This is a genomic window from Tardiphaga sp. GW822-FHT04G09, from assembly GCF_058800725.1.
The window spans coordinates 225,649-249,892 of the sequence record NZ_JBXAMO010000002.1; the positions used below are offsets into that span (position 1 = coordinate 225,649).

General features: G+C 61.9%; 24 protein-coding genes. 15 read left to right on the top strand and 9 right to left on the bottom strand.

Annotated features, from left to right (window positions below):
- Nucleotides 1-36: 36 nt before the first annotated feature.
- Nucleotides 37-636 carry a polyhydroxyalkanoate synthesis repressor PhaR gene (phaR, locus tag AC1RLZ_RS04805; protein ID WP_493187688.1) on the bottom strand — a complete coding sequence of 200 codons (600 nt, stop codon included), beginning with the start codon at nt 634-636 and terminating at the stop codon, nt 37-39.
- A gap of 306 nt (nt 637-942) precedes the next feature.
- Here phaR and AC1RLZ_RS04810 point away from each other — a divergent pair, with 306 nt between their 5' ends.
- From AC1RLZ_RS04810 to yddG, 3 genes are all read left to right on the top strand, one after another.
- Complete coding sequence (locus AC1RLZ_RS04810; protein WP_068732966.1) at nt 943-2,121, top strand: acetyl-CoA C-acetyltransferase; 1,179 nt, start codon at nt 943-945, stop codon at nt 2,119-2,121.
- A gap of 202 nt (nt 2,122-2,323) precedes the next feature.
- Nucleotides 2,324-3,049 (top strand): acetoacetyl-CoA reductase, encoded by a 726-nt coding sequence (gene phbB / locus AC1RLZ_RS04815; protein WP_493187689.1) that lies wholly within the window; start codon nt 2,324-2,326, stop codon nt 3,047-3,049.
- A 33-nt stretch (nt 3,050-3,082) separates the two neighbouring features.
- Nucleotides 3,083-3,943 carry an aromatic amino acid exporter YddG gene (yddG, locus tag AC1RLZ_RS04820; protein ID WP_493187690.1) on the top strand — a complete coding sequence of 287 codons (861 nt, stop codon included), beginning with the start codon at nt 3,083-3,085 and terminating at the stop codon, nt 3,941-3,943.
- Here yddG and AC1RLZ_RS04825 read toward each other — a convergent pair.
- Nucleotides 3,940-4,374 carry a cupin domain-containing protein gene (locus AC1RLZ_RS04825; RefSeq protein ID WP_493187691.1) on the bottom strand — a complete coding sequence of 145 codons (435 nt, stop codon included), beginning with the start codon at nt 4,372-4,374 and terminating at the stop codon, nt 3,940-3,942. The genes yddG and AC1RLZ_RS04825 overlap by 4 nt on opposite strands.
- A complete protein-coding gene (gloB, locus tag AC1RLZ_RS04830) occupies nt 4,374-5,141 on the bottom strand; it encodes a hydroxyacylglutathione hydrolase (protein ID WP_493187692.1) in 768 nt (255 codons plus the stop codon). The genes AC1RLZ_RS04825 and gloB overlap by 1 nt, the downstream gene beginning before the upstream one ends.
- Nucleotides 5,142-5,266: 125 nt before the next feature.
- On the opposite strand from gloB, the gene AC1RLZ_RS04835 reads away from it, so the two are divergent.
- A complete protein-coding gene (locus AC1RLZ_RS04835; RefSeq protein ID WP_371421935.1) occupies nt 5,267-6,049 on the top strand; it encodes a class I SAM-dependent methyltransferase in 783 nt (260 codons plus the stop codon).
- Nucleotides 6,050-6,052: 3 nt separating this feature from the next.
- Here AC1RLZ_RS04835 and xerD read toward each other — a convergent pair whose 3' ends face one another.
- The 3 genes from xerD to AC1RLZ_RS04850 form a co-directional block, all read right to left on the bottom strand.
- A complete protein-coding gene (gene xerD, locus AC1RLZ_RS04840; RefSeq protein WP_493187693.1) occupies nt 6,053-7,006 on the bottom strand; it encodes a site-specific tyrosine recombinase XerD in 954 nt (317 codons plus the stop codon).
- 75 nt (nt 7,007-7,081) lie between these two features.
- Nucleotides 7,082-7,501 carry a nuclear transport factor 2 family protein gene (locus AC1RLZ_RS04845; RefSeq protein WP_493187694.1) on the bottom strand — a complete coding sequence of 140 codons (420 nt, stop codon included), beginning with the start codon at nt 7,499-7,501 and terminating at the stop codon, nt 7,082-7,084.
- Between the two features lie 32 nt (nt 7,502-7,533).
- Entirely contained in the window at nt 7,534-8,574 is a 1,041-nt protein-coding gene (locus AC1RLZ_RS04850; protein ID WP_493187695.1) for an SDR family oxidoreductase, read from the bottom strand.
- Nucleotides 8,575-8,674: 100 nt separating this feature from the next.
- Here AC1RLZ_RS04850 and AC1RLZ_RS04855 point away from each other — a divergent pair, with 100 nt between their 5' ends.
- A complete protein-coding gene (locus AC1RLZ_RS04855; protein WP_493187696.1) occupies nt 8,675-9,253 on the top strand; it encodes a TetR/AcrR family transcriptional regulator in 579 nt (192 codons plus the stop codon).
- On the opposite strand, the gene AC1RLZ_RS04860 is transcribed toward AC1RLZ_RS04855, so the two are convergent.
- Nucleotides 9,243-9,389: a histidine kinase gene (locus tag AC1RLZ_RS04860; protein ID WP_092139789.1), complete on the bottom strand. Its 147-nt coding sequence runs from the start codon at nt 9,387-9,389 to the stop codon at nt 9,243-9,245. The genes AC1RLZ_RS04855 and AC1RLZ_RS04860 overlap by 11 nt on opposite strands.
- A gap of 175 nt (nt 9,390-9,564) precedes the next feature.
- On the opposite strand from AC1RLZ_RS04860, the gene AC1RLZ_RS04865 reads away from it, so the two are divergent.
- The 5 genes from AC1RLZ_RS04865 (at nt 9,565) to AC1RLZ_RS04885 (ending at nt 14,930) form a co-directional block, all read left to right on the top strand.
- Nucleotides 9,565-10,206: a shikimate kinase gene (locus tag AC1RLZ_RS04865; RefSeq protein ID WP_371421994.1), complete on the top strand. Its 642-nt coding sequence runs from the start codon at nt 9,565-9,567 to the stop codon at nt 10,204-10,206.
- Entirely contained in the window at nt 10,203-11,345 is a 1,143-nt protein-coding gene (gene aroB, locus AC1RLZ_RS04870; protein WP_493187697.1) for a 3-dehydroquinate synthase, read from the top strand. The genes AC1RLZ_RS04865 and aroB overlap by 4 nt, the downstream gene beginning before the upstream one ends.
- A 55-nt stretch (nt 11,346-11,400) precedes the next feature.
- Nucleotides 11,401-12,750: a hemolysin family protein gene (locus AC1RLZ_RS04875; protein ID WP_493187698.1), complete on the top strand. Its 1,350-nt coding sequence runs from the start codon at nt 11,401-11,403 to the stop codon at nt 12,748-12,750.
- Nucleotides 12,751-12,829: 79 nt separating this feature from the next.
- Nucleotides 12,830-13,795, top strand: a complete 966-nt coding sequence (locus AC1RLZ_RS04880) for a Bug family tripartite tricarboxylate transporter substrate binding protein (RefSeq protein ID WP_493187699.1) — start codon at nt 12,830-12,832, stop codon at nt 13,793-13,795.
- A gap of 175 nt (nt 13,796-13,970) precedes the next feature.
- Nucleotides 13,971-14,930, top strand: coding sequence for a Bug family tripartite tricarboxylate transporter substrate binding protein (locus AC1RLZ_RS04885; protein ID WP_493187700.1), 960 nt, complete (start codon nt 13,971-13,973; stop codon nt 14,928-14,930).
- Nucleotides 14,931-14,983: 53 nt separating this feature from the next.
- On the opposite strand, the gene AC1RLZ_RS04890 is transcribed toward AC1RLZ_RS04885, so the two are convergent.
- Nucleotides 14,984-15,415: a nuclear transport factor 2 family protein gene (locus AC1RLZ_RS04890; protein WP_493187701.1), complete on the bottom strand. Its 432-nt coding sequence runs from the start codon at nt 15,413-15,415 to the stop codon at nt 14,984-14,986.
- Nucleotides 15,416-15,683: 268 nt separating this feature from the next.
- On the opposite strand from AC1RLZ_RS04890, the gene AC1RLZ_RS04895 reads away from it, so the two are divergent.
- Both AC1RLZ_RS04895 and AC1RLZ_RS04900 read left to right on the top strand, forming a co-directional pair.
- On the top strand, nt 15,684-16,919 hold the full coding sequence (locus AC1RLZ_RS04895; protein ID WP_493187702.1) for an amidohydrolase family protein: 1,236 nt from the start codon (nt 15,684-15,686) through the stop codon (nt 16,917-16,919).
- 32 nt (nt 16,920-16,951) lie between these two features.
- Nucleotides 16,952-18,133, top strand: coding sequence for an amidase (locus AC1RLZ_RS04900; protein ID WP_493187703.1), 1,182 nt, complete (start codon nt 16,952-16,954; stop codon nt 18,131-18,133).
- Nucleotides 18,134-18,186: 53 nt separating this feature from the next.
- On the opposite strand, the gene AC1RLZ_RS04905 is transcribed toward AC1RLZ_RS04900, so the two are convergent.
- Nucleotides 18,187-20,529, bottom strand: a complete 2,343-nt coding sequence (locus AC1RLZ_RS04905) for a Tex family protein (RefSeq protein WP_493187704.1) — start codon at nt 20,527-20,529, stop codon at nt 18,187-18,189.
- A gap of 239 nt (nt 20,530-20,768) precedes the next feature.
- Between AC1RLZ_RS04905 and AC1RLZ_RS04910 the strand changes: the two genes are divergently transcribed.
- The 3 genes from AC1RLZ_RS04910 to AC1RLZ_RS04920 all read left to right on the top strand — a co-directional run bounded on the left by AC1RLZ_RS04910 (nt 20,769) and on the right by AC1RLZ_RS04920 (nt 24,170).
- Nucleotides 20,769-22,022 carry an Hsp70 family protein gene (locus AC1RLZ_RS04910; RefSeq protein ID WP_493187705.1) on the top strand — a complete coding sequence of 418 codons (1,254 nt, stop codon included), beginning with the start codon at nt 20,769-20,771 and terminating at the stop codon, nt 22,020-22,022.
- Nucleotides 22,023-22,126: 104 nt separating this feature from the next.
- Complete coding sequence (locus AC1RLZ_RS04915; RefSeq protein ID WP_371421921.1) at nt 22,127-22,708, top strand: TetR family transcriptional regulator C-terminal domain-containing protein; 582 nt, start codon at nt 22,127-22,129, stop codon at nt 22,706-22,708.
- A 115-nt stretch (nt 22,709-22,823) separates the two neighbouring features.
- Nucleotides 22,824-24,170, top strand: coding sequence for an MFS transporter (locus tag AC1RLZ_RS04920; protein WP_493187706.1), 1,347 nt, complete (start codon nt 22,824-22,826; stop codon nt 24,168-24,170).
- Nucleotides 24,171-24,244: the final 74 nt, after the last annotated feature.

Below are 24,244 nucleotides of genomic sequence, written 5' to 3' on the forward strand. Positions count from 1 at the left end.
TCGGCGTCGTCCCGATTTCCGATAAGTGAGCCCGAATTATTCTGGCTTCGGCTCGTGCGACATGCGCTCGAGGCGTTCCTGCATTTCCTTCATCTGGCGACGCAGGTCGTCCATGGTGTCGGCAGCCTCAGAAGTCGGCTCCGATGCCTTTTCCGGCTCCGGTGCGGCAGCGCCGCCGCGCGGCGGCACGAACGGCTTGAACATCGCGAAGGTCTGCTGAAAGAGCTCCATGTTGCGGCGGACGGTTTCCTCAAGTGGCGCGAACGGCGTCATGCTGAACGTGTTCGTCATCTGCTTGCGGAATTTCTCCTGCTCACGCGTCAGGCTGTCGATGGACTGCTCGAGATACTTCGGCACGACCATCTGCATGCTGTCGCCATAGAAGCGGATCAACTGGCGCAGGAAAGTGGTTGGCAGGAGATTCTGGCCAGCCTTGTTTTCCTGTTCGAAGATGATCTGGGCCAGCACCGAGCGGGTGATATCGTCGCCGGTCTTGGCGTCATAGACGAGAAAATCCTCGCCGTCCTTCACCATCGCAGCGAGATCCTCAAGCGTCACGTAAGTGCTTGTTCCGGTATTATAAAGCCGGCGGTTCGCGTATTTTTTGATTGTCGTGGGTTGATCTGATTTCGCCATGGGGCTCACACATACGGACCGAGGACAGGGAACCTTACGGCAGCGCGCCATAAGGTTGTCGAACAACGCAATGCAATAAAGTAAGCACTTTCAAAGGGTCTCGGCTACCGTTTTGTGCGTCACGGTTAAAATGGCAGCAGTATTGTGCTATGCAAAGCGACATCCGTGCCATTTTGCGTGCGTTGCGGCCGTAATTTGGCCTCTGGCCAATTGACAGTCCATTCCTCAGTTAACAGGATAGTTCGCAACGCGGGCCCCGCCATTCTGGCTCTGACCGTCGAAAAACCTCAACAACAGGAGATGTCCATGTCAGACGATGTCGTCATCGTCAGCGCTGCCCGCACACCAGTCGGCAGCTTCAACGGCGCTTTCGCGACCATGCCGGCGCACGATCTCGGCGCCATTGCCATCAAGGCAGCGCTTGAGCGCGGCAAGATCGATCCCGCGCGCGTCTCCGAAGTCATCATGGGTCAGATCCTCACTGCGGCGCAGGGCCAGAACCCCGCGCGTCAGGCGTCGATCGCTGCCGGCCTTCCGGTGGAAACGTCGGCCTGGGGCGTCAACATGCTGTGCGGCTCCGGCCTGCGCACGGTCGCGCTCGGGTATCAGGCGCTGCTCAATGGTGATTCGGAAATCGTCGTTGCCGGCGGTCAGGAATCCATGAGCATGGCCCCCCATGCGCAGTATCTGCGCGGCGGCGTGAAGATGGGTCCGGTGGAATTCGTCGATACCATGATCAAGGACGGTCTGTGGGATGCCTTCAACGGCTATCACATGGGCAACACCGCCGAAAACGTGGCGAAGCAGTACCAGATCACGCGCCAGCAGCAGGACGAGTTCGCTGTGGCGTCGCAGCAGAAGGCGGAAGCTGCGCAGAAGGCCGGCAAGTTCAAGGACGAGATCGTCCCGGTCACCATCAAGGGCCGCAAGGGCGACACCGTGGTCGACAGCGACGAATATCCGCGTCACGGCGCCACCATCGAGGCGATGGCCAAGCTGCGCCCGGCCTTCGAGAAGGACGGTACCGTCACCGCAGGCAGCGCATCGGGCATCAATGACGGCGCTGCTGCCGTGGTGCTGATGACCGCCAAGCAGGCCGCCAAGGAAGGCCTCAAGCCGCTCGCGCGCATCGTGTCGTGGGGCCAGGCCGGCGTCGATCCGAAGATCATGGGCACAGGCCCGATCCCCGCATCGCGCGCTGCGCTCAAGAAGGCCGGCTGGACCATCAACGATCTCGACCTGATCGAAGCCAACGAGGCTTTCGCTGCGCAGGCCTGCGCCGTGAACAAGGACCTCGGCTGGGATACGTCGAAGGTTAACGTCAATGGCGGCGCCATCGCGATCGGTCACCCGGTAGGTGCGTCCGGCGCACGCGTGCTGGTCACGTTGCTGCACGAGATGGAAAAGCGCGACGCGAAGAAGGGCCTTGCCACGCTGTGCATCGGTGGCGGCATGGGCATCGCGATGTGCATTGCACGCGACTAATCCTTACGCGCGGCGCAAAATTCTTGCGCGTCGCGTGCCGAAAACATCGGCTCGCGCGTGCACTGCACACGCTGCTACAACAAAATGCCCGGCGCTTCGCGCCGGGCATTTTCAGTTGATGCTCCAATTCTGCTTGATGTTCTTCGTATCGCCGGATTAATTCGAAGCTATAACAACAAAAGAGATTGGTGGAGGATCGATCATGCCGCGCGTAGCATTGGTGACCGGGGGAACACGAGGAATTGGCGCTGCGATCAGCAAGGCGTTGAAGACTGCGGGATACAAGGTTGCCGCGAGCTATGCCGGCAACGATGCCGCCGCCGAGAAATTCAAGAGCGAGACCGGCATTCCCGTTTTCAAATGGGATGTGGCTTCCTTCGAAGCCAGCGCCGAAGGCGTGAAGAAGGTCGAGGCCGAACTCGGGCCGGTCGATGTGCTGGTCAATAATGCCGGCATCACCATGGATGGCGCCTTCCACAAGATGACGCCAGAGCAGTGGAACAAGGTGGTGAACACCAATCTTGGTTCGCTGTTCAACGTGACCCGACAGGTGATTGAGGGCATGCGGTCGCGCAAGTTCGGCCGCGTCATCAACATTTCATCGATCAACGGGCAGAAGGGCCAGTTTGGCCAGGTCAATTATTCCGCGGCCAAGGCCGGCGACATCGGCTTCACCAAGGCGCTGGCGCTGGAGAATGCCAAGCTCGGCATCACGGTGAATGTGATCTGCCCCGGCTACATCAACACCGAAATGGTGCAGGCGGTGCCGAAGGACGTGCTTGAGAAGAACATCCTGCCGCAGATCCCGGTCAATCGCCTCGGCGAGCCCGAGGAAATCGCGCGTGCCGTCGTGTTCCTGGCCGCCGATGAGTCCGGCTTCGTGACGGGCTCGACGATGACCATCAATGGCGGGCAATATCACGCGTGATGTGCTAGGCGTCGTCCAACATAGACTGGATCGATGACGCCTCGCACCGCCACCCTGATCGGCCTTACAGCCATATTGATGTGGTCTCTGCTATCTGTCCTGACGGTGGCGACGGGGACAATCCCGCCGTTTCAGTTGATGGCGATGACGTTCGCGATTGGTGTCGTGGCGAGCCTGGTCGTACGGCCGTCCGCACTGATGTTCAACCAGCCATGGCGCGCATCACTGATCGGCGTGGGCGGCCTGTTCGGCTACCACGCCCTGTATTTCGTGGCGTTGCGTCTGGCGCCGCCTGCCGAAGCAGGCCTCCTGAATTATCTGTGGCCGCTGCTCATCGTGCTGTTTTCCTCGCTGCTGCCGGGCGAACACCTGCGCGCTCATCACGTGATCGGTGCATTGCTCGGGCTGGTCGGTACCGTGTTGTTACTGGCCGGAAACCTCAATCTCGTGGCGTCGTCATCCCAGGTGGCAGGTTTTGTTGCGGCTCTGGCTGCGGCCTTCGTCTGGGCAGGCTACTCGGTACTGTCGCGCCGTCTCAGGGAGGTGCCGACCGACGCCGTTGTGCGCAATTGCGCCGCGGCCGCGTTTCTGGCCTTCGCCGTGCACCTCTTTACGGAGGGTACCGCGTGGCCGTCGGGGCCGCTGGCATGGGCGGCGATCACTGCGCTGGGTGTCGGTCCCGTCGGTGCCGCATTCTTCGCATGGGATATCGGCATGAAGCGCGGCGACATCCGTGTGCTGGGTGCCGCGTCCTACGCGACGCCACTGCTGTCGACGTCGTTCCTGATCCTCGCTGGATTCGCGCAGGCGAGCGCGAATATTGCGGTCGCGGCCGCGCTGATTGCAGGCGGCGGCTTGATCGCGGCGAAGGATATGATCTGGAAGCGTGGTTAGGCTGGTGTCCAGTCTTTCGGTGCCAGCTCGAATGTCGCAAAATCGAATCCCGGCGCAACGGTGCACCCCACCAGCGTCCAGTCGCCGGTGGTTGCGGCAGCCTGCCAGGCGTGTGGCGGCACGATGCCTTGCGGCTGTTGATCTGCAACAACGTCCGGCCCAAGCGTGATCGTGCGCTGGCCGGCGTCGTCGGCGATTTCCAGCGTGAGCGGAGCGCCAGCATGATAGTGCCAGATCTCGACGGCATCGATGCGGTGCCAGTGCGAGCGTTCGCCACGCGTCAGCAGAAAATAGATCGCCGTGGAGGCCGCCCGCCCGCTGGCGTCCACGCGACTGTCGCGAAATGTCTCGCGATAGTGTCCGCCTTCGGGATGCGGCTGCAGGCCGAGCGTCGCGATGATCTCGGCCGCAGTTGGTGTCCTGGTCGCCATCAGGACTTGTTCTTGCGTTCGCGCAACTCGGCGAACACGTCGTCCTCGCTGTAGCCCTTGAGGCGCACGGCGGCGGCGATGGCTGGATCATCGGCGCGCAGGAACACGTTGGTCTTCTTCTCAAGCCCGAGCAGCACCGGAATGGTCGGCTTGTTGACAGCACGCAGCTGCGCCACTTCGTCGGCGCGGGCCTTCAGTGCTTCGTTATTGGCATCGATGCCGAGGCAAAATTTGACGTTGGCCGTGGTGTATTCGTGGCCGCAATAGACACGGTAGTCGTCAGGCAATGTGCGCAGCTTCTTCAGCGATTGCCACATCATCGGATAGGTGCCTTCGAATACCCGGCCGCAGCCGCCCGAAAACAGCGTGTCGGCCGAGAACAGCGCCAGCTCGCTGTCGAACACATAGCAGATATGGTCGAGGGTGTGGCCGGGGGTCTCGAACACCCGCGCGGTGAGCGCGCCGACCTGCACCGTATCGCCTTCGGCGACGCGGACGTCGACTTCGGGAATTGCCGTGCCCTGATCGTGCGGTGCGGTGACCCGGCAGCCATAGGTTTTCTTCAGCTCGGCGATGCCGCCGACATGGTCCGCATGGTGATGCGTCACCAGAATATCTGTGAGCTTCCAGCCTTCGCGCTGCAGCACCTTCATGATCGGGCCGGCCTCCGGCGCGTCTATCGCAGCGGTCTTCAGGCTCTGCGGATCATGAATCAGGTAGCCGAAATTGTCGGACAGGCAGGGGAAGACACGAATTTCAGCAGCCATGATATCTCCGTAATTCAAATCGTCCGGTAACCGTCAACGGCATTTCTGACATATGGCGTTAACGCTTCCCGGGCAATGCGCGATTCGGGGGATCGTAGCGCGTCGTGACGTGTTAGAAAGCCATCATGACCATCGATGTGATCGATCTCCGGGATTTTTATTCGCGCCGCCTTGGCATCGTCGCGCGGCGGCTGATCAATCGCGGCATCCAGGCGCATTGGCCGGACGCCGAAGGCCTGCGCGTGCTCGGTCTGGGTTACCCCACGCCGTATCTCGGCCTGTTCCGGGAGAATTCCGAACGGTGCATCGCCTTCATGCCGGCGGCGCAGGGCGTGTTGAAATGGCCGACGGCAAAGCCCGCGCTGGCCACACTTGTGGATGAATTCTCGCTGCCGCTGCAGGATGCGGCCGTCGATCGCATCATTCTGGTTCATGCGCTGGAAATGTCCGATGATCCGGAAGGTCTGCTCCGCGAGGTCTGGCGCGTGCTCGCGCCATCCGGGCGGATGATGGCGGTGATTCCGAATCGCCGGGGTGTCTGGACCCGCACCGACTCGACCCCGTTCGGCCACGGCCGCCCCTATTCACGCTCGCAGATCACGCAATTGCTGCGGCAGACCTGGTTTACGCCGACGGCATGGAGCGAGGCGCTATTCATGCCGCCCGTAGGCATGGGCTGGTTCCTGCGCTCGGCGATGGCTTGGGAGCGGATAGGCGCGGCGCTGTCGATGCCCTTTGCCGGCGTGCATATCGTTGAAGCCACCAAACAGGTCTATCGCGCGATCCCCGCCAAGCGCGAGCGCTCGCGGCTGATTCCGGCGCTGCAGCCGGTGCTGGTGCCGACCTCAGGGATGCGGCGCGACGATGAGGCCGACGGTATCGGCGATGCGGAGCCGCTGCCGCGCTGAGCGCTATTTCTCAGCCAGCGGATGCAGGTCGCGGACCAGGCTCTTCAGCCGCTCTTCCACCACATGGGTGTAGATCTGCGTCGTCGAAATATCGGTGTGGCCGAGCAGCGTCTGCACAATGCGAAGATCGGCGCCGTTATGCAGCAGATGACTGGCAAAGGCGTGGCGCAGCACGTGCGGCGAGACCAGCCGCGGCGCGATGCCGGATACTGCGGCGAGTTCTTTCAGATCGCGCGCGAAATGCTGCCGGGTGAGGTGGCCGCTCTCGCCGAAAGACGGAAACAGCCATTTCGAGGCGGCCCCCTTTTTAGGTTGGATCTTCTGCAGTTCAGCCATCGCGGCGAGATATTCGGCCATTGCCTGTTTGGCAGTTTCATTGAGCGGTACCAGCCGCTCCTTGTTGCCCTTGCCGCGCACCACGATCATCCGCGCATCGCGCCGCGCCGCCGTGAGCGGTAGCGAGACCAGCTCGGAGACGCGAAGCCCGGTGGCGTAGAGGACTTCAAGCAAGCAGTAGAGCCGGGCATCGCGCAGTCGTTGCTGGGCCGAGGCCTCGACGTTCTGTGCCTGGCTTCGCGCCTGCACCAGCATGCGGTCGACATCGGCGATCGACAGCACCTTGGGCAGGCTGCGGCCGCGCTTGGGGCCCGACAGGATGGCGGCGGGGTCGTCGGTACGGATTTTTTCGCTGAGCAGAAAGCGAAACAGATGTCGTATTGCGGAGAGGCGCCGCGCCACCGTGGTCGATTTGAAGCCGCGCTCGTCGAGGTCTTCCAGGTAATCGCGCAGCAACTGGGTGTCGGCACCGGCAAAACTGGATTTCGCGCCGGCAGCGAATTCGGAGAAGTCCTCCAGGTCGCGGCGATAGGCGTCGAGCGTGTTCACGCCGGCGCCCTGTTCGGCGGCGAGCATGTCGAGGAACAGGTTGGAGAGCTTGGCGTCGGAGGAAGTGGTCATGTGCCATCATAACCCATGATCCGGGCTGCAGCAGCGGTTTTCGTCCGCTGCAGCAGCCTGGAGCACGCGCAGTTTTTATAAGGGGCAGGCGAGTGGGGTTATCGATGTGGCTTGCGACCAGACCACCATCCAATGCCCGTCGCGCATTTCATAAGCGTCGGTGTGCCAATAGTCGCCGGGCGGCACCTTATGGCCTCCGAACACGACCTCAATGCGAGCGCGATATCGGATCACGGCGCTGGTGCCATACAGCCGCACGGTGATGTCACCCGGCGTCCATGTCAGATATTTGATGTGGCCGCCTGCAACGGCGCCGAGATATTCGGCTTTTGATAGCGCTGCGCCGATCGGCGTGATCAACTGGAAGTCTGCGGCGTGCAGTGGCTCTGCCGCTCCGATGTCGGCGCTCACAAGCGCACGAAGCCGCGCGCGTTCGACGCCGCGGATGGCGTCCGCGTTCGGATGCTCTTTCGGATCAACGATGGAAGAGGTCATGGGCTGGTTCCGTTGTTGTGAGGTGTGAGAATTCAGGAGGTCGCGAGCAGCCCGTGGTCGATCAGGCTTTGCGCGCTGGCGCGAATGGCCTCTTCGGCCGGCCGTGGTTGCCAGTCGAGCGTCCGCTTCGCCTTGGCGGCACTGACGCTCAGATCGACGTCGAGTTCGTGGACGATCATGCGCGACCGCGCACTGAACGGCGCCATCGCCTTGATCATCCAGTTTGGCACTTCGCCCGAGGGCAGAGCCGGCGCATAGTTCGGAAATGACCGCGCCAGTACGGCCGCCATGTCGCGCATCCACAGAAACTGCTCCGCTGCGATGAAGCGCTGACCTGACGCATCCGGATGGGTCATCGCCCGGATATGCGCGTCAGCCACATCGCGGACATCGACTGCTGCGACGCCGAAGCGCGGCACACGTTTGAGCTTGCCGCTCATCATCTGTTGAACCAGCCCGATCGACGTGCCGTAGTCCGGACCCAACAGAGGTCCGAAAATGATCCCGGGATTGATAACGGCGAGATCCAGCCCGGTTTGTGCGGAAAAGGCCCATGCCGCCCGTTCGGCCAGCGTTTTGGATTTGTAATAGGGCGTGGCCCGCTTGCCCCTCGGATCGGTCCAGTTCTCTTCGGTATACGGCGCCTTGCCACTCCCGTGATTGGTGGCCGCAATCGAGGAGGTCAGCACCACTCGCGTCACGCCTGCATGATGTGCGGCACGTAGTACACGCAACGCGCCGTCCCGCGCGGGTTGGATCAGTTCGTTTTCATCCTTCGGAAGGTCTGCCGGAAACGGCGATGCTGCGTGGATGACGTAGCGACAGCCTGCGACGGCGGCATCCCATCCGATATCGGAGCAGAGGTCGGCTTCGACGAAACTGAGCGAAAGCGAGTCCGTCGGCGCCGCACAGATTTGCTTGGCGATCCTGTCGCAGCCGCTCATGCGACGAACGCTACCGCGGACGGAGTAGCCGTTGGCCAGTAGTTGCCGGGCGACATGCCCGCCCAGAAAGCCGCCGATGCCTGTGACGAGAACGGTGACCCCTCGATTGTCGGCCAATCCTGAATGCATGTTCGCTCCTGACCTCTATAGGATATATCGATTAGACAGATGGACTAATTATGTCTAATCGTCTTTTGACGCATTGGACATGAACTGTCAATCTGTCTGAATGAGCGAACGAGACGCCAAATCCGATCACATTCTGGATGCCGCTTTGCCGGTGTTCGTCCGTCACGGTTTTCGCAAGGCGTCGATGGCCGATATTGCGCGCGCGGCGGGAATTTCGCGGGCGTCGCTCTATCTGAGCTTCAACAGCAAGGAAGAATTGTTCAGAGCAGGATCGATCCGGGCCCACGCCCGGACGATGCGGGAAGTCGAAGCAGCGCTTGCCGGCGCGGGCGACGTGTTCAGTCGCATCGAAACGGCGGTAGCCGTGTTTCAGCGTGAACTCATTGCGCCCTTCGTCGGCAGTCCGGATGCGACTGAACTGTTCGACGCGAACATGGCTCTGGCCAAGGATATAACGCTTGCCGCGCGGGCCAGACTGATAGCCCTTCTGGCGCAAGCGCTGAGTGATGCGGAAACCGCGGGCAGGATTAGCCTCGGCTCACTGCAAGCCAGACCAGCCGATGTTGCGGGCGTCATTGTCGCCGCGATCGATGGCATCAAGCACGCGGAGGGGGCTGGTCCGAAATTCGCGGAGGACATGCAGCTCTTCATGCGCCTGCTGCGCACGGCTATTTCTTGAGAAATTTATCCGGCTGGATGGTGACCGTCATATCCCGTGGCTTCGGATTGACGAAATTGGCCAGCGCGAAGATCACGCCATAGACCACGCCGCCGATCACCGCGACGACTGTCAAAAAGCGGAACAGGCTGGGCATGATTCGGGAACTCGGCGGCGAAATGGGACGATTCGTTCCGCCTGAGGCGGTCACCCCGTTCGGATACAGACTGCAAGAGGTACTGGCAACGCTGGCGCTGGGGGTAGTATAGGTGACCGGAATGCGGCAAACCTCTGCGATCCCTTGTCGCTCACTGATTTTGCAGGTGTTTTTGATGTCCGAGACCATCTTGCCGGCGATTGCCAGCGCATCCCAGGAGGCCGCCATCGTCGCGGCGCTGGGAAAGCGCTCGGTCGTGCTGGTGGGCATGATGGGGGCGGGCAAATCGACCATTGGCCGGCGCATGGCGACGCGACTGCGGCTGCCTTTTGTCGACGCGGACAACGAGATCGAGGCGGCGGCCGGGATGTCGATCCCCGACATTTTCGAAGTCCACGGCGAACCGCATTTCCGCGACGGTGAGGCGCGGGTGATCGCCCGGCTGTTGGACAGTGGACCGATCCTGCTGGCGACCGGTGGTGGCGCCTTCCTGCGTGAGGACACTCGCCAGAAGATCCGCGACAAGGCGATCTCGCTGTGGCTGAAGGCCGATGCCGACGTGATCCTGCGTCGGGTCCGGCGCCGGGAAAACCGGCCGCTGCTGAAGACCGCGGATCCCGCCGCCACCATCGCGCGGCTGATCGAGGCGCGGCATCCGTTCTACGAGCAGACCGACATCACGATCGATTCGCGCGACGTGCCGCATGAGAAGATCGTAGATGAAAGCATCATCGCGCTGCATGAACATCTGTTCCGCCCGCACGCGGCCTCCGCCATTTCCGAACCGACAGGCGATCCCTTGAGTTCTCAACTATGACTGCGCCCTTAAAGCATTCCGAGCCGATTACTGTGGATGTCGCATTGGCCGACCGTGCCTATGACATCGTCATCGGCCGCAACGTGCTGCCGTCGCTCGGTGCGCGCATCGCCAGGCTGCGGCCGGGCGTGCGAACTGCGATCGTGACCGACAAGACCGTTGCCAAGCACTGGTTGGCGGCGACCGAAGCGTCGCTCGCGGCGGCAGATATTCCGACCTCGCACATTGTCGTCGACGAAGGCGAGAGCTCGAAGAGCTATGCCGGACTCGAAAAAGTCTCCGAAGCCCTGATCGCAGCGAAGATCGAGCGCAACGATCTCGTCATAGCGCTGGGTGGCGGCGTGGTCGGCGATCTCGCCGGCTTTGCCGCAGCGATCGTGCGCCGTGGTGTGGATTTCGTGCAGGTGCCGACATCGCTGCTGGCGCAGGTCGATTCCTCCGTCGGCGGCAAGACCGGAATCAACTCGCCGCAGGGGAAGAATCTGCTCGGCGCGTTCCATCAGCCGGTGCTTGTTGTGGCCGATACGGCGGTCCTCGATACGCTGTCGCCACGGCAATTTCGTTCGGGCTATGCGGAAGTCGCCAAATACGGTGTGCTCGGCGATCACCAGTTCTTCACCTGGCTGGAAGCCAATCATGCCGAGGTCATGCGCGGCGGTGCAGCGCGCGAACACGCCATTGCCACCTCCTGCCGCGCCAAGGCCGGTGTCGTGTCGCGCGACGAGCGCGAGAACGGCGAGCGCGCGTTGCTCAATCTCGGTCATACCTTCGGGCATGCGCTGGAAGCGGTGACCGGCTACTCGGACCGGCTGTTCCATGGCGAGGGCGTGTCGGTCGGCATGGTGCTGGCCGCGCAACTGTCGGCGCAGCTCGGCATGATCTCAGAGAGCGATGCGACCCGCGTGCAGCACCATCTCGCCGATGTGGGGCTGCCGACGAAGCTGGAGGACATTGCCGGCTTCGCGCAGGAAGGCCTTGCGGATGCGGACACGCTGATGGCGCTGATGGCGCAGGACAAGAAGGTGAAGCGCGGCAAGCTCACCTTCATTCTGCTGGAGGCCGTCGGCCAGGCCGTGATCGCCAGCGATGTCGATCCCGCGACTGTTCGCGCCTTTCTGCATCGGAAGCTGACGGGATAGAACTGACCGCGTCCGGTTTGGGAACTACCAAAGCCGGCGCCGTCGCAGGACTTTCATGAATTCGATTACCGTCAATCTGCTGATCGCGATCTTCCTGCTCGCCGCCAACGCGTTTTACGTGGCGGCTGAGTTCGCGCTGGTCAAAAGCCGCGGCTTCCGCGTCAAGAGCATGGTCGAGCAGAACCGCTTCGGCGCGCGCCTGCTGCAGGGCATGATGGGCAATATCGAAGCCTATCTGGCCTGCTGCCAGCTCGGCATCACAATGGCCTCTCTCGGCCTTGGCTGGGTCGGCGAGCCCACGGTCGCCGCGCTGCTGAAGCCGGTGCTCGATCCGCTCGGCCTCTCGGAATCGGCGCTGCACTTTACCTCCTTCCTCACCGGCTTCCTTGTTTTCTCCTCGCTGCATATTGTGATCGGCGAGCAGGTGCCGAAGACATTGGCGATCCGCCAGCCGGAGCCAGTGTCGCAATGGATCGCCTATCCGCTCTATGCGTCCTATATCCTGTTCTATCCGCTGAACTGGCTGCTCAATGCGGCGTCGCGCGGCACACTGGCGCTGCTCGGCGTGCAGGAAGCATCACCGCATGAGATCCTCACCGGTGTGGAGATCGAAGGCCTGGTCGGCGAGTCTGCGGAACATGGCGGCATCGCGTCGGGCGAGGCCGAATATATCCAGAACGTGTTTCGCTTCGGCGATCTCGCGGTGTCCGACGTCATGGTTCATCGCACGGCGATGGTGACGCTCAATGCGGACCTGCCGTCGGAAGAGCTGGTGCGCGAGGTGCTGGCCACCGAATATACCCGCATTCCCCTTTGGCGCGAGAAGCCGGAAAACATCATCGGTGTGCTGCACGCCAAGGATCTGCTGCGCGCGATCCGCGCCGTCGATGGCGATACCGCCAAGATCGACGTCGCCAGCATCGCGCTGCCGCCGTGGTTCGTTCCGGAAATGCGGCCGCTGTCGGATCAGTTGAAAGCATTTCGTCGCCGCAAGACCCACTTTGCCCTCGTCGTCGACGAATATGGCGAAGTCGAAGGCATGGTGACGCTGGAAGACTTGCTGGAAGAAATCGTTGGCGACATCGCTGACGAGCATGACGTGGTCGTGGCTGGTGTGCGTAACCAGGCGGATGGCTCAGTCGTCGTCGATGGTTCGGTACCGATCCGCGATCTCAACCGTGCCATGGATTGGCATTTGCCGGACGACGAAGCGACAACGGTGGCCGGCCTCGTCATTCACGAAGCACGCTCCATCCCCGAACGCGGGCAGAGCTTCACCTTCTACAACTTCCGCTTCCGCGTGCTGCGCCGTGAGCGCAACCGCATCACAGCGCTGCGCATCGGACCGGTGCCGACCGAGCCGGAAGTGCCGGAGAAAAAGCCGCGGGCCGGGACGTCGTTCTAGGTCCTCGCCGGTCCAGTTCTTGCTTTTGCTTTACTCCATGAGCTGCCATTCGCATCGAATGGCGCAACTGGAGCGAGCGATGAACAAGTCCTGGCGATTGTCGTGTGTGCTGGCGGGTGTGTTGATGTGCAGCGCTGCGCAGGCTGACACCAACTGGCCGACGAAGCCGATTAGGGCCGTCAATCCATTCGGCGCCGGCAGTGCGGGCGACGTGGTCCCGCGCCTCTTTTTCGAGAGGCTGAGCGTGGAGCTGGGGCAGCCGATCGTGATTGAGAATCGGGTGGGCGCCGGTGGCTCGGTGGGCACCGGCGCCGTCGCGAAGAGCGATCCGGACGGCTACACGCTGCTGTCGCAGACCAACGCCATCTCCATCGCGCCGGCGATCTTTCCCAACCTCAACTACGACACCACGAAGGAGCTGTCCTCGGTGCTGATGATTGGCTATGCGGCCAATGTGATGATCGTGCCCAACGAGCGGCCATGGAAGACGATTCAGGATTTCCTGGCCGCTGCAAGGACCAGAGGCACGGTGATCAATTATGGGTCGGTGGGCGTCGGCAGTGCCGTGCATATCAGTTCGGAAAAATTCCGCGCCGCCGCCGATTTCGAGGCCACGCACATCCCCTATCGCGGGGGCTCTGAAGTCATCACGGACATCATCGGCGGCCGCATCGACTTCTATTTCTGCCCGCTCGCCACGGCACTCCCGCTCATTCGCGAAGGTCAGGTCCGCGCGCTGGTGGTATCGACGCCGACCCGGGTGCGGGATCTGCCGGAGGTACCGACGCCGATCGATGCAGGTCTCAAGAATGCAGATAGTTCGATCTGGTTCGGTGTGTTTGTCCCGTCGAAGACTCCGCCAGAGATCATCGAAAAACTCTATGTGACCGGCATCAAGGTGCTGAATACGGTCGACATGCAGGCTTCGCTGAAGAAGATCGGCGTCGAGCCGATGCCCATGAAGTCATCCGAGATGGATGCTCTGCTCGTCAAGGAGATCGCTGACAACAAGGTGTTGCTCAAGGGCGAGGTGGCGGCCAAGTAGGCAGACTGCCGGCCTTGCCCGTATGGTGAGGCCGGTGTTGTCCTTTGTCTGGTCTGGATCACCGCGCGTTTGGGCGTTGTTTTAGGCTTCAAACGGTCCGAAACTTGCTTCGTTGCCGCGATTGGCCCGATCATTGGGCCGCCATTGCCGTCGAATGGTATTGTTGGAGCAAGGTATGAATAAGTTTGTGCGGTGGTCGTGTGTCCTCGCCGGTGTGCTGTTGTCGTCTGTCGCGGCGCAGGCCGAAAGCAACTGGCCGACCCGGTTGATCAAGGCCACCATTCCGTTTGGCCCCGGCAGCGCCACCGATGTGGTGCCGCGGATATTCTTCGAGCGCCTTGGCCCTGAACTCGGCCAGACCATCGTGGTCGAAAACCGCGTCGGCGGCGGTGGCTCGATCGGCACTAACGCGGTGGCAAAGGCGGAGCCGGACGGCTACAGCATCCTGGCGCATTCCTCGGCGCTGGCGATCACGCCGGCGATCTTTCCAAACCTGCCCTATGACACGTCGAAAGACCTGTCGTCCGTCATCATGATCGGCTCCAGCCCGCAAATCATGATCATTCCGAAGGAACGGCCCTGGAAGACGGTGGATGATTTCCTGAAGGATGCGAAGGTGAAGGGATCGCAGATCAATTTCGGTTCGGTCGGTGTCGGCAGCGCCGTACATATCAGCGCCGAGAAATTCCGTCTCGCTGCCAATTTCGAGGCGACCCACGTGCCATATCGCGGCGGCCCTGAAGTGATCGCCGACATTCTCGGTGGCCGCATCGATTTTTACTTTTGCCCGGCTGCCACGGCGCTACCCCTCATCAGGGAAGGGCAGGTTCGTGCGCTCGTCGTCTCGACCGACAAGCGGAGCAATGAACTGCCCGACGTGCCGTCGATGACCGAAGTCGGTCTGAAGGATGGCGTCAGCGAAAGCTGGATCGGCGTGTTCGTGCCGTCCAAGACGCCGCCCGAGATCGTCAGCAAGATGCATGATGCCGGCGTCAAGGTTCTGGCCAAGCCGGAGATGCAGGCAGCGCTGAAGAAGATCGGCGTCGAGCCTATGCCGATGGAGCCGAAAGCGATGGACGACCTCGTCGCGAAGGAAGTCGTTGCCAATGTCGAGTTGCTGAAGAACGTGAAGTAAGGCGACAAGGGCTCCTCGTCATTGCGAGGGCCCTTTCGACAAAACGAAGCTGATTAAGCCTCGATGTCCATGCGCACGAGAATGCGTTCGGCGCTGTCGTTCCAGACATCCATCTTCACGATCTTGCCGTCGCGCACCACGAAGCGATCGACATAGCGATTGCCTTCGAACGCCGTGCCGTCATGCCATTCGCCGTAGAGCGTTCCGGTATTGTAGACGATAGTCTCGCCATTCCCGGGCGACACATCCGTGCGCTCCATCTTCTTCTTCACCCATTTGTAGCGCATGGCGTTGAACGCGGTGGCATCGCGCGGATGCTTGAACTTGCGTCCGCCGGTGAAGGTGATCGCGACGTCGGCCGCCATGAAGGTACCGGCAGTTTCCGGATCCGGCACCATCGAGGCGACGAGAAACCGCTCGACGAGGTCGGCGGCCTGAGTGGTTTCATCGGTAGCGGGCGCAAGCGCGGTGGGGGATTGCGACATCGGGTTTCTCCTGCGGACAGATGCTGATGCCATCATAGCAAAACCGGTGCCGGAATTGTATTCGGTAGATGTATCAGATCGTATACAATTTTTGTGCGCGACGACTGATTATTGGGCGCTCGCTGAAGGATTTTTTGAGGATATTAATGTAATTTCAGATAGTTAATACCGGTTTGGATCGCATGCGCCTTGGCATATGCCTTGCTTGCCCGTGCTTATGCTTTCGCTGCGTCCCGATCGGTGGCGTGGCCTCTTCAGGAGTCCTTCCATGACCTTCGACCTCATCCTGCGCAACGCGCGCATTGCCGACGGGCCCGATGGTCCGGTGGATATCGGCATTCGCGGCGGGCGGTTCGAGGCCATCGAGATCGGCCTGCCGCGCGGCGTGGCGCCGGATCAGGATCTTGGCGGGCGGTTGCTCGTGCCGGGCTTCGTTGAGACGCATATCCATCTCGACAAATCCTGCCTTCTCGGCCGCTGCAATTGCGCGAACGGTACGCTCGCGGAGGTGATCAGCGAAGTCGCCAGGGCCAAGCGCGACTTCACCGAAGAGGACGTTTACGCGCGCGGATCGAAGACGCTGGAGAAGGCGATCAAGCACGGCACCAATCGCATGCGCACCCATGTGGAAGTCGATCCACGGATCGGGTTGACCAGCTTTCGCGCGCTGAAGAAGCTGAAGCAGGATTACGCCTGGGCGATCGATCTGCAGCTTTGCGTGTTTCCGCAGGAGGGATTGCTCGACGATCCCGGCTGCGAGGATGTCCTGTTACAGGCAATGAGGGAGGGCGCCGATCTGATCGGCGGCGTGCCCTATATCGACAAGGATTCGAACGGCCAGATCGCTAGGATATTCGCTATCGCGCAGGAGTTCGGCGTCGATATCGATTTCCATCTCGATTTCGATCTCAATCCCACACGGTCCGATTACGAAGAAGTCTGCCGCATGACGGAAGCGGCCGGCTGGGGCGGCCGTGTCGCCATCGGCCATGCCACGAAGCTGTCGGCGATGCCGCCCGCGGATTTCGAGGCGGCGGCGAAGCGGCTCGCGGATGCGGGCGTTGCGGTCACGGTGCTGCCCGCGACCGACCTGTTTTTGACCGGCCGCGACAGCGACCACAACGTGCCGCGCGGGGTGACATCGGCGCACAGACTGCGTGCAATGGGCGTGAACGCCAATATCTCCACCAACAACGTGCTGAATCCGTTCACGCCGTTCGGCGATGTCTCACTGATCCGCATGGTCAATCTCTATGCCAATGTGCTGCAGGTCGGCGCCATCGACGGTCTCGCCGGGTGTCTCGACCTCGTGACGTCAGCATCGGCGAAGCTGCTCAACCTGAAGCATTACGGCATCGCCGTCGGCAATCCCGCCGATCTCGTGGTGCTCGATTGCGAGACTAAGGCAGAGGCGGTATGCGAGATCGCGCAGCCGCTGTTCGGGTTCAAGAGCGGGATCAGGACCTTCATCAAGCCGGCTGCCAGTCTGCTCAAGCCCAGCTGAAGAGGGCGTCCTTTTGCCGTACGGAGACTTCGATGCCGATCAATGACACGCTCAATGCCTTTGTGGATCATGGCCACATCGAAGTGCAGACGACGACCGAGGGGCCTCTCGCAGGTTTGACCTTTGCACTGAAGGATTTCTTCGATCTCGCCAATGTGCCGACCGGCGCCGGCAGCCCGGAATGGCTGGCGACACATCCCGTGCCGACAAAGTCGACGCCGATCGTGGATCGGTTGCTGAATGCCGGCGCGAAGCTGGTCGGCAAGACGCATACCGATGAACTGGCCTGGAGCCTCAACGGCGAGAACGCGCATTATGGCACGCCGATCAATCCCGCCGCGCCCGGCCGCATTCCCGGCGGATCGTCCAGCGGCTCGGCCGCGGCGACCGCGGGTGGCCTCGTCGACTTCGCCATCGGCTCCGATACCGGAGGTTCGGTACGTTTGCCCGCGAGCTATTGCGGCATCTATGGCATTCGCACGACACACGGCCGTATTCCGCTCGACGGCGCGGTGCCGCTGGCGCCGAGCTACGACACGGTTGGCTGGTTCGCGCGCACGCCGGAATTAATGGTCGAGGTGGGCAAGGTGCTGCTCGACAAGGCGCGTGCTCCGCGCCGGGTGAAGAAGGTTCTGATCGCAAGCGACCTGTTCAGGGCCGTCGACGAGAAGGTTCGCAACCTGCTGCAGCCGTCGGTCGATCGCATCAAGGCGCTGGTTGGCGCGAGCGAGGAGGTGGATGTCGCAGGCGGTGAGCTCAGTGCCTGGCGCAACACCTTTCGCGTTGTTCAGTCGGAAGAAGCCTGGGCTGCCCAAGGCGAGTGGATCAAGGCCACCCAGCCGAAACTCGGCCCCGGCGTCAAGGAGCGCTTCGCGGCAGCGGCGGTGCTCGATCCGGCGGAGATCGCCGCCGCGCGCGCGATGCGCAAGGCCATTGTTGAAAGGGTATTGTCGCTGCTGACCGCCGATACGGTCATGCTGTTGCCGACCGCGCCGGGCATTGCGCCGCTGCGCAACACGCCGGATGCGACACTCGACGTGTTCCGCGCCCGCGCGATCGAACTGCTTTGTGTGTCCGGCCATGCCGGGACGCCGCAGGTGTCATTGCCTGTGGCGAAGCTCGACGATTGCCCGATCGGACTGTCGATCATGGGCGGCCGTGATTGCGACGAGGATATTCTGGCGCTGGCTGTGGAGTTGGAGAAAGCGACGTAACGCACCGGCCGTGAGCTCCCTCTCCCCGCAATGCGGGGAGAGGTTAAGCAAGACTACTTCGCTTTGCCCGCGCCCTTTTCGGCCGCGCGGCGCAACGCCTCGGCAAACGCACCGCCACCGCCGTCCTGCTTGGCGGCGGGCGCACGCGACGTCATCTGACGCTCGTTGAAGCGCGGACCGCGATCGGCTTGCGGGCGGTCGGCCTTGGCACCGACGGGGTCATCCATGCGCAGCGTTAGGGCGATGCGCTTGCGGGCGACTTCGACCTCCAGCACCTTCACCTTGACGATGTCGCCTGACTTCACGACTTCGCGCGGATCCTTGATGAAGGTCTTCGACATCGCCGAGATGTGCACGAGGCCGTCCTGATGCACGCCGATATCGACGAATGCGCCGAAGGCCGCGACGTTGGTGACGGTCCCTTCGAGCACCATGCCGGGCTTGAGGTCGCTGAGCTTCTCGACGCCTTCCATGAACACCGCGGCCTTGAAGGCGGGGCGGGGATCGCGGCCGGGCTTTTCGAGCTCTTTCAGGATGTCGGTCACCGTCGGCAGGCCGAACGTGTCATCGACGAAAGCCTTCGGCTGCACCTTGCGCAGGATCTCGGCATTTCCGATCAGCGCCTTGATGTCGCTCTTGGTGGCTTCGAGTATCTTGCGCACCAGCGGATAGGCTTCCGGATGCACGCCGGATTTGTCGAGCGGATCCTCGCCGTCATTGATGCGCAGGAAGCCTGCGCATTGTTCGAACGCTTTCGGGCCAAGCCGCGGCACCTCCTTCAGCGCCTTGCGTGACTTGAACGGGCCGTTGGCATCGCGGTGCTGCACGATGCTCTGTGCCAATCCGGTTCCGATGCCGGACACGCGTGCCAGCAGCGGCGCCGATGCCGTATTCACGTCCACGCCGACGCCGTTCACGCAGTCTTCCACCACCGCATCGAGCGATCGCGCCAGCTTGCTCTCACCAAGATCGTGCTGATACTGGCCGACGCCAATCGCCTTGGGATCGATCTTCACCAGTTCGGCCAGCGGATCCTGCAGGCGGCGTGCGATCGAGACGGCGCCGCGCAGCGTCACGTCGAGCTCTGGCAGTTCTTCGGAGGCAAAGGCAGAGGCCGAATAGACCGATGCGCCGGCTTCCGACACCACGATCTTCGACATCTTCAAATCCGGCAGCAGCTTGACCAGGTCCATTGCCAGCTTGTCGGTCTCGCGCGACGCGGTGCCGTTGCCAATGGCAATCAGGTCGACCTTGTGCTGCACGGCAAGCTTGCCGAGCGTCGCGAGCGAAGCATCCCATTGGCGCTGCGGCTCATGCGGATAGATCGTGGTCGTCGCAACGACTTTACCGGTGGCGTCGATGATTGCGGTTTTCACGCCGGAGCGAAAGCCGGGATCGAGGCCCATGGTGACGCGTGCGCCGGCGGGAGCTGCGAGCAGCAGGTCGCGCAGGTTCGACGCGAACACGCGGACGCCTTCTTCTTCCGCCGCAGTCCACAGCCGCATACGCAGGTCGATGTTGAGATGGACCTGGATCTTGGTGCGCCAGGCCCAGCGCGTGGTTTCGATCAACCACTTGTCGCCGGGGCGGCCCTGATCGGAGACGCCGAAGCGATTCATGATCTTCAGTTCATAAGAACTCGGTGTGGTGGTGGGGGCAGGCGTCGCCGGCACCGGCTCGGGCTGCATTGCGAGATCGAGGATCTCTTCCTTCTCGCCGCGAAACAGCGCGAGAATGCGATGGGACGGCAGCTTGTGCAGCGGCTCGCTGAATTCAAAATAGTCCTTGAACTTCTCGCCTTCGGTCTTCTTGCCGGTCCGCACTGTCGAGGCCATCAGGCCATTCGACCACATCTGCTCGCGTAGCGCGCCGATCAGGTCGGCGTCCTCGGCGAAACGCTCAACGAGAATGGCGCGGGCGCCGTCGAGTGCCGCGGCAACATCGGCGACCGATTTCTCGGCATTGACGAAAGCTTCTGCGACTTTCTTCGGATCGTTCTGCGGCTCCGTCAGCAACAGTTCCGACAGCGGCTCAAGGCCGGCTTCCTTGGCGATCTCGGCCTTGGTGCGGCGCTTCGGTTTGAACGGCAAATAGATGTCTTCGAGACGGCCCTTGGTGTCGGCGGTCATGATCGCTGCTTCCAGCGCGGCGTCGAGCTTGCCCTGTTCGCGCACCGATTCCAGAATCACGAGGCGGCGTTCTTCGAGCTCCCGCAGATAAGTCAGGCGCTCTTCCAGCGTGCGCAGTTGTGCGTCATCGAGACCGCCGGTGATTTCCTTGCGGTAGCGCGCAACGAACGGCACCGTCGCGCCGCCGTTGAGCAGCTCTACCGTCGCCGCGACCTGTTGTTCGCGCACGCCAAGTTCGTCTGCGATCTTCTTATTGATGTTTGCCACGCGTGGAGATTCCTTCGAAATTCTGTGGCGGGTCATACCGCCGTCGCAAAACGCTTATGGACCGACGCCGCACGATTCATCAACCCCGCCGAACGCAGTCGATTGTTCTGTGGATCACGTTGTTTTGCTTCGAAAATTCCAGTGTTTGACGCGCTTCCGGACAGTGCGGCTGTGCAAAAATATAACGCTGGATCGTAGCTTGCGAACTGTGTAGACGGACGTTCCTTTCGGGAGCGGCAATGTCGGTTTGTGGTCTGGATTTTGGAACGTCGAACACGACGCTCGGTACCGTCATCAATGATGTTCCGGTGCTGGCGGCGCTCGAAGACCATCATGTCACAATTCCGAGTGCGATCTTCTACAAGGCCGATACCGGCGCGTTCATCGGCCGCAAGGCGATTGAGGCCTATGTGGAGGGGGCGCCTGGCCGCCTGATGCGCAGTCTCAAATCCGTGCTCGGCACCTCGCTGATCGACGAGACCACGCGCGTCGGCCGCGAGCGCGTCAGCTTCCGCAATGTCATCGCCTATTATCTTGGCGCGGTGAAGCGGCGTGCGGAACAGGCCACAGGGCTTGAACTTCGCCAGGTCGTCCATGGCCGTCCCGTCCATTTTGTCGATGACAATCCGGCGGGCGATGCCAAGGCCGAAGACACGCTGCGCGCCATCGCGAAAGACGTCGGATTCGAGGACGTCACGTTCCAGTTCGAGCCGATCGCCGCGGCGCTGGACTATGAGCGTCAGATCAATTCGGAGGAGATCGCGCTGATCGCCGATATCGGCGGCGGTACATCGGACTTCTCCATCGTGCGTCTTTCGCCCGAGCGGCATCGCCATGCCGATCGCAAAGGCGACATTCTTGCCAATGACGGCGTGCGCATCGGCGGCACCGATTTCGACAGGCATCTCAGCCTTGGCGTGATCATGCCGCTGCTGGGCTATCGCTCGGCGATGAAGCGTGCCGGGCTCGATGTGCCGTCGGGCTATTTCCACGATCTTGCGACCTGGTCGAGCATCAACCGGATGTACGATTCCAGGGTCGTGAACGAGGTCAAGCAGGTGCGCTATGAGGCCCAGCAGCCCGAGTTGCTGGATCGCCTCGTGCGCGTACTGGACGAACAGCGCGGCCATACGCTGGCGATGGAAGTCGAGGGCGCAAAGATCGGCCTGTCCGACAAGCCGAAGTCGAGCATCGCACTCGACTGGATCGAGCCGGGTCTGGCTGCCGGCGTCGCCCGCAAGGAACTCGTCAGCCATACCCAATTGCTTGCCGATCGGATCACCGCGCGGATCAAGATCTGCCTGAACCAGGCCGGACTGAAGCCCGAAGCGATCGATGCCGTGTTCCTGACCGGCGGTTCGGTACAGCTCGCCCATGTCCGCAAGGCGATCACGGCAGCGCTGCCTGTCGCCCGTGCCATCGATGGCGACACATTCGGGGCCGTCGGCAAGGGCCTGACCGTCGAGGCGGCCCGGCGCTACGGGCAGGGCTAGACGCTCGGGTTCGCTGAATATCAAGACTGAATATAGGGGCCGAATGCTTGGGCCCATGCACGGCGGTCGCTTGATCCAGCGCCTGGCGCAGCCATATTAGGCCCATGGCGAAGCTCTCGAATCGCGACAGGATTCTCACTGCAGGACTGAAGGTCGTGCATGCGCGCGGCTATGCGGGGGCCAGTGTTCGCGACATCGTGCATGCCGCGGGCGTGCCGCAGGGTACTTTCACCAATCACTTTACCTCCAAGGAAGAATTCGGCCTCGAGATCATCGATCTCTATTTCGCCAAGGGCCGCGAGCTGATGGCGCAGACGCTGCGCAATGAAGGCTTGTCCCCGTTGGCGCGGTTGCGCGCCTATATCGATGCCAATGTGGCCCGGCTGACCGAAGACCAGATGTGCAATGGTTGCCTGTTCGGCAACTTCACGGCCGAAGCGAGCGACCACAGCGATCTCATTCGTAGCCGATTATTGACGATCTTCGCCGATGTTCAGCAGAGTATCGCCGAATGCCTGACCTCTGCTGTGAAAGCCGGCGAGCTGCCGGCTGACTTCAAATGCGCGGAGGTTGCGGGTTTCATCGTCTCCTCACTCCAGGGCGCCAACCTGCTGTCGAAAGCCGAGCGCAGCCCGGCGCCGATCGAGCGCTTTGCGCAGGTGCTGTTCACGCAGGTACTGCGCTGAGCGGATTGCTGCTCTGCACAGACATTGCCGCTCCCCGGCTCTTTCGCTAAACCGTGCGACATGACAGCGCGGCCCGCAGAGGCCGTGGCCGAGAACAAACGACCGGGAGTGAACCATGAGCCAGACCGCCGTCGGCGCACGCGCCACGCGCAGCGCGAAATCCGACATCGAAACCTCGACCATCCGTGCCATTTCGTGGCGGCTGATCCCGTTTCTGGTGCTGGCCTATTTCCTGGCCTATCTCGATCGCGTCAATCTTGGCTTCGCGGCACTGACCATGAATGCCGAGCTGAATTTCTCGCCGACGGTGTTCGCCTGGGGCGCCGGCATCTTCTTCATCGGCTATTTCATCTTCGAGGTTCCCAGCAATATCGCGCTGGAGAAATTCGGTGCCAGCCGCTGGATCGCGCGCATCATGGTGAGCTGGGGCATCATCTCCGCGCTGATGGCTCTGGTTAGCGGTCCATGGAGCTTCTACTCGCTGCGTTTCCTGCTCGGTGTCGCTGAGGCCGGCTTCTTCCCCGGCATTATCCTCTATCTCACTTACTGGTTTCCGGCCGAATATCGCGCGCGCTTCCTCGCGGCCTTTGCGATCGCGGTGCCCGTATCCACGGTGATTGGCGCGCCGATCTCCGGCATGTTGCTGGGGCTCGACGGCGTCATGGGCCTCAAGGGATGGCAGTGGCTGTTTATCATCGAGGGCATTCCTTCGGTCATTCTTGGCGTCGTCACCTGGTTCTACCTCACTGACAAGCCCGAGAAGGCTGGATGGCTGAAGCCCGAACAGAAGATGTGGCTCTCCGACAAACTGGAAGGCGAACGTCTTGCCAAGGAGAGCATGCACGGCATGACGCTGGGGCAGGCGCTGTTGTCGCCGAAAGTGTTGACGCTGAGTGTGATCTATTTCGGCTTCGTCGGCGCCCTATATGGCATGCAGTTCTGGCTGCCGCAGATCGTGAAGGCGTTCGGCTTCACCAACCTGCAGACCGGTTTCGTTACGGCGATCCCCTATCTGTTCGGCTCCATCGCCATGGTGCTGTGGGCTCAGCATTCCGACCAGACCCGCGAGCGCGTCTGGCATGTCGGCTTACCGTTGCTGCTGACCGCCGTGGCGCTCGCGTTGTCCGGCATCTCCACCAATCCGACCCTGACCATGGTTGCGCTGACGGTCGCTGCGATCGGCGTGTTCTGCACCTTTGCTCTGTTCTGGACGCTGCCAACTGCGTGGCTGAGCGGCACGGCCGCAGCCGGCGCCATCGCGCTGATCAATTCGATCGGCAATCTCGCCGGCTTCGGCGGTCCGTATCTGATCGGCTGGGTCAAGGAACTAACTGGCAGCACCTCGACCGGGCTTCTGGTCCTAGCGGCTATGCCGCTGGTGGCCGGAATCCTAGTGCTGGTCGGTAATCACGGGACAGCAACGGAGTTCGCAGCCGCCGGCAAACCGGCCCGGGTGAAATAAGGTCGTGATGCGGTGCGGCAATCTGTCGAAATCGTGACCACTGACGAATATTGACATTTGTCAGTAGTCAGGCT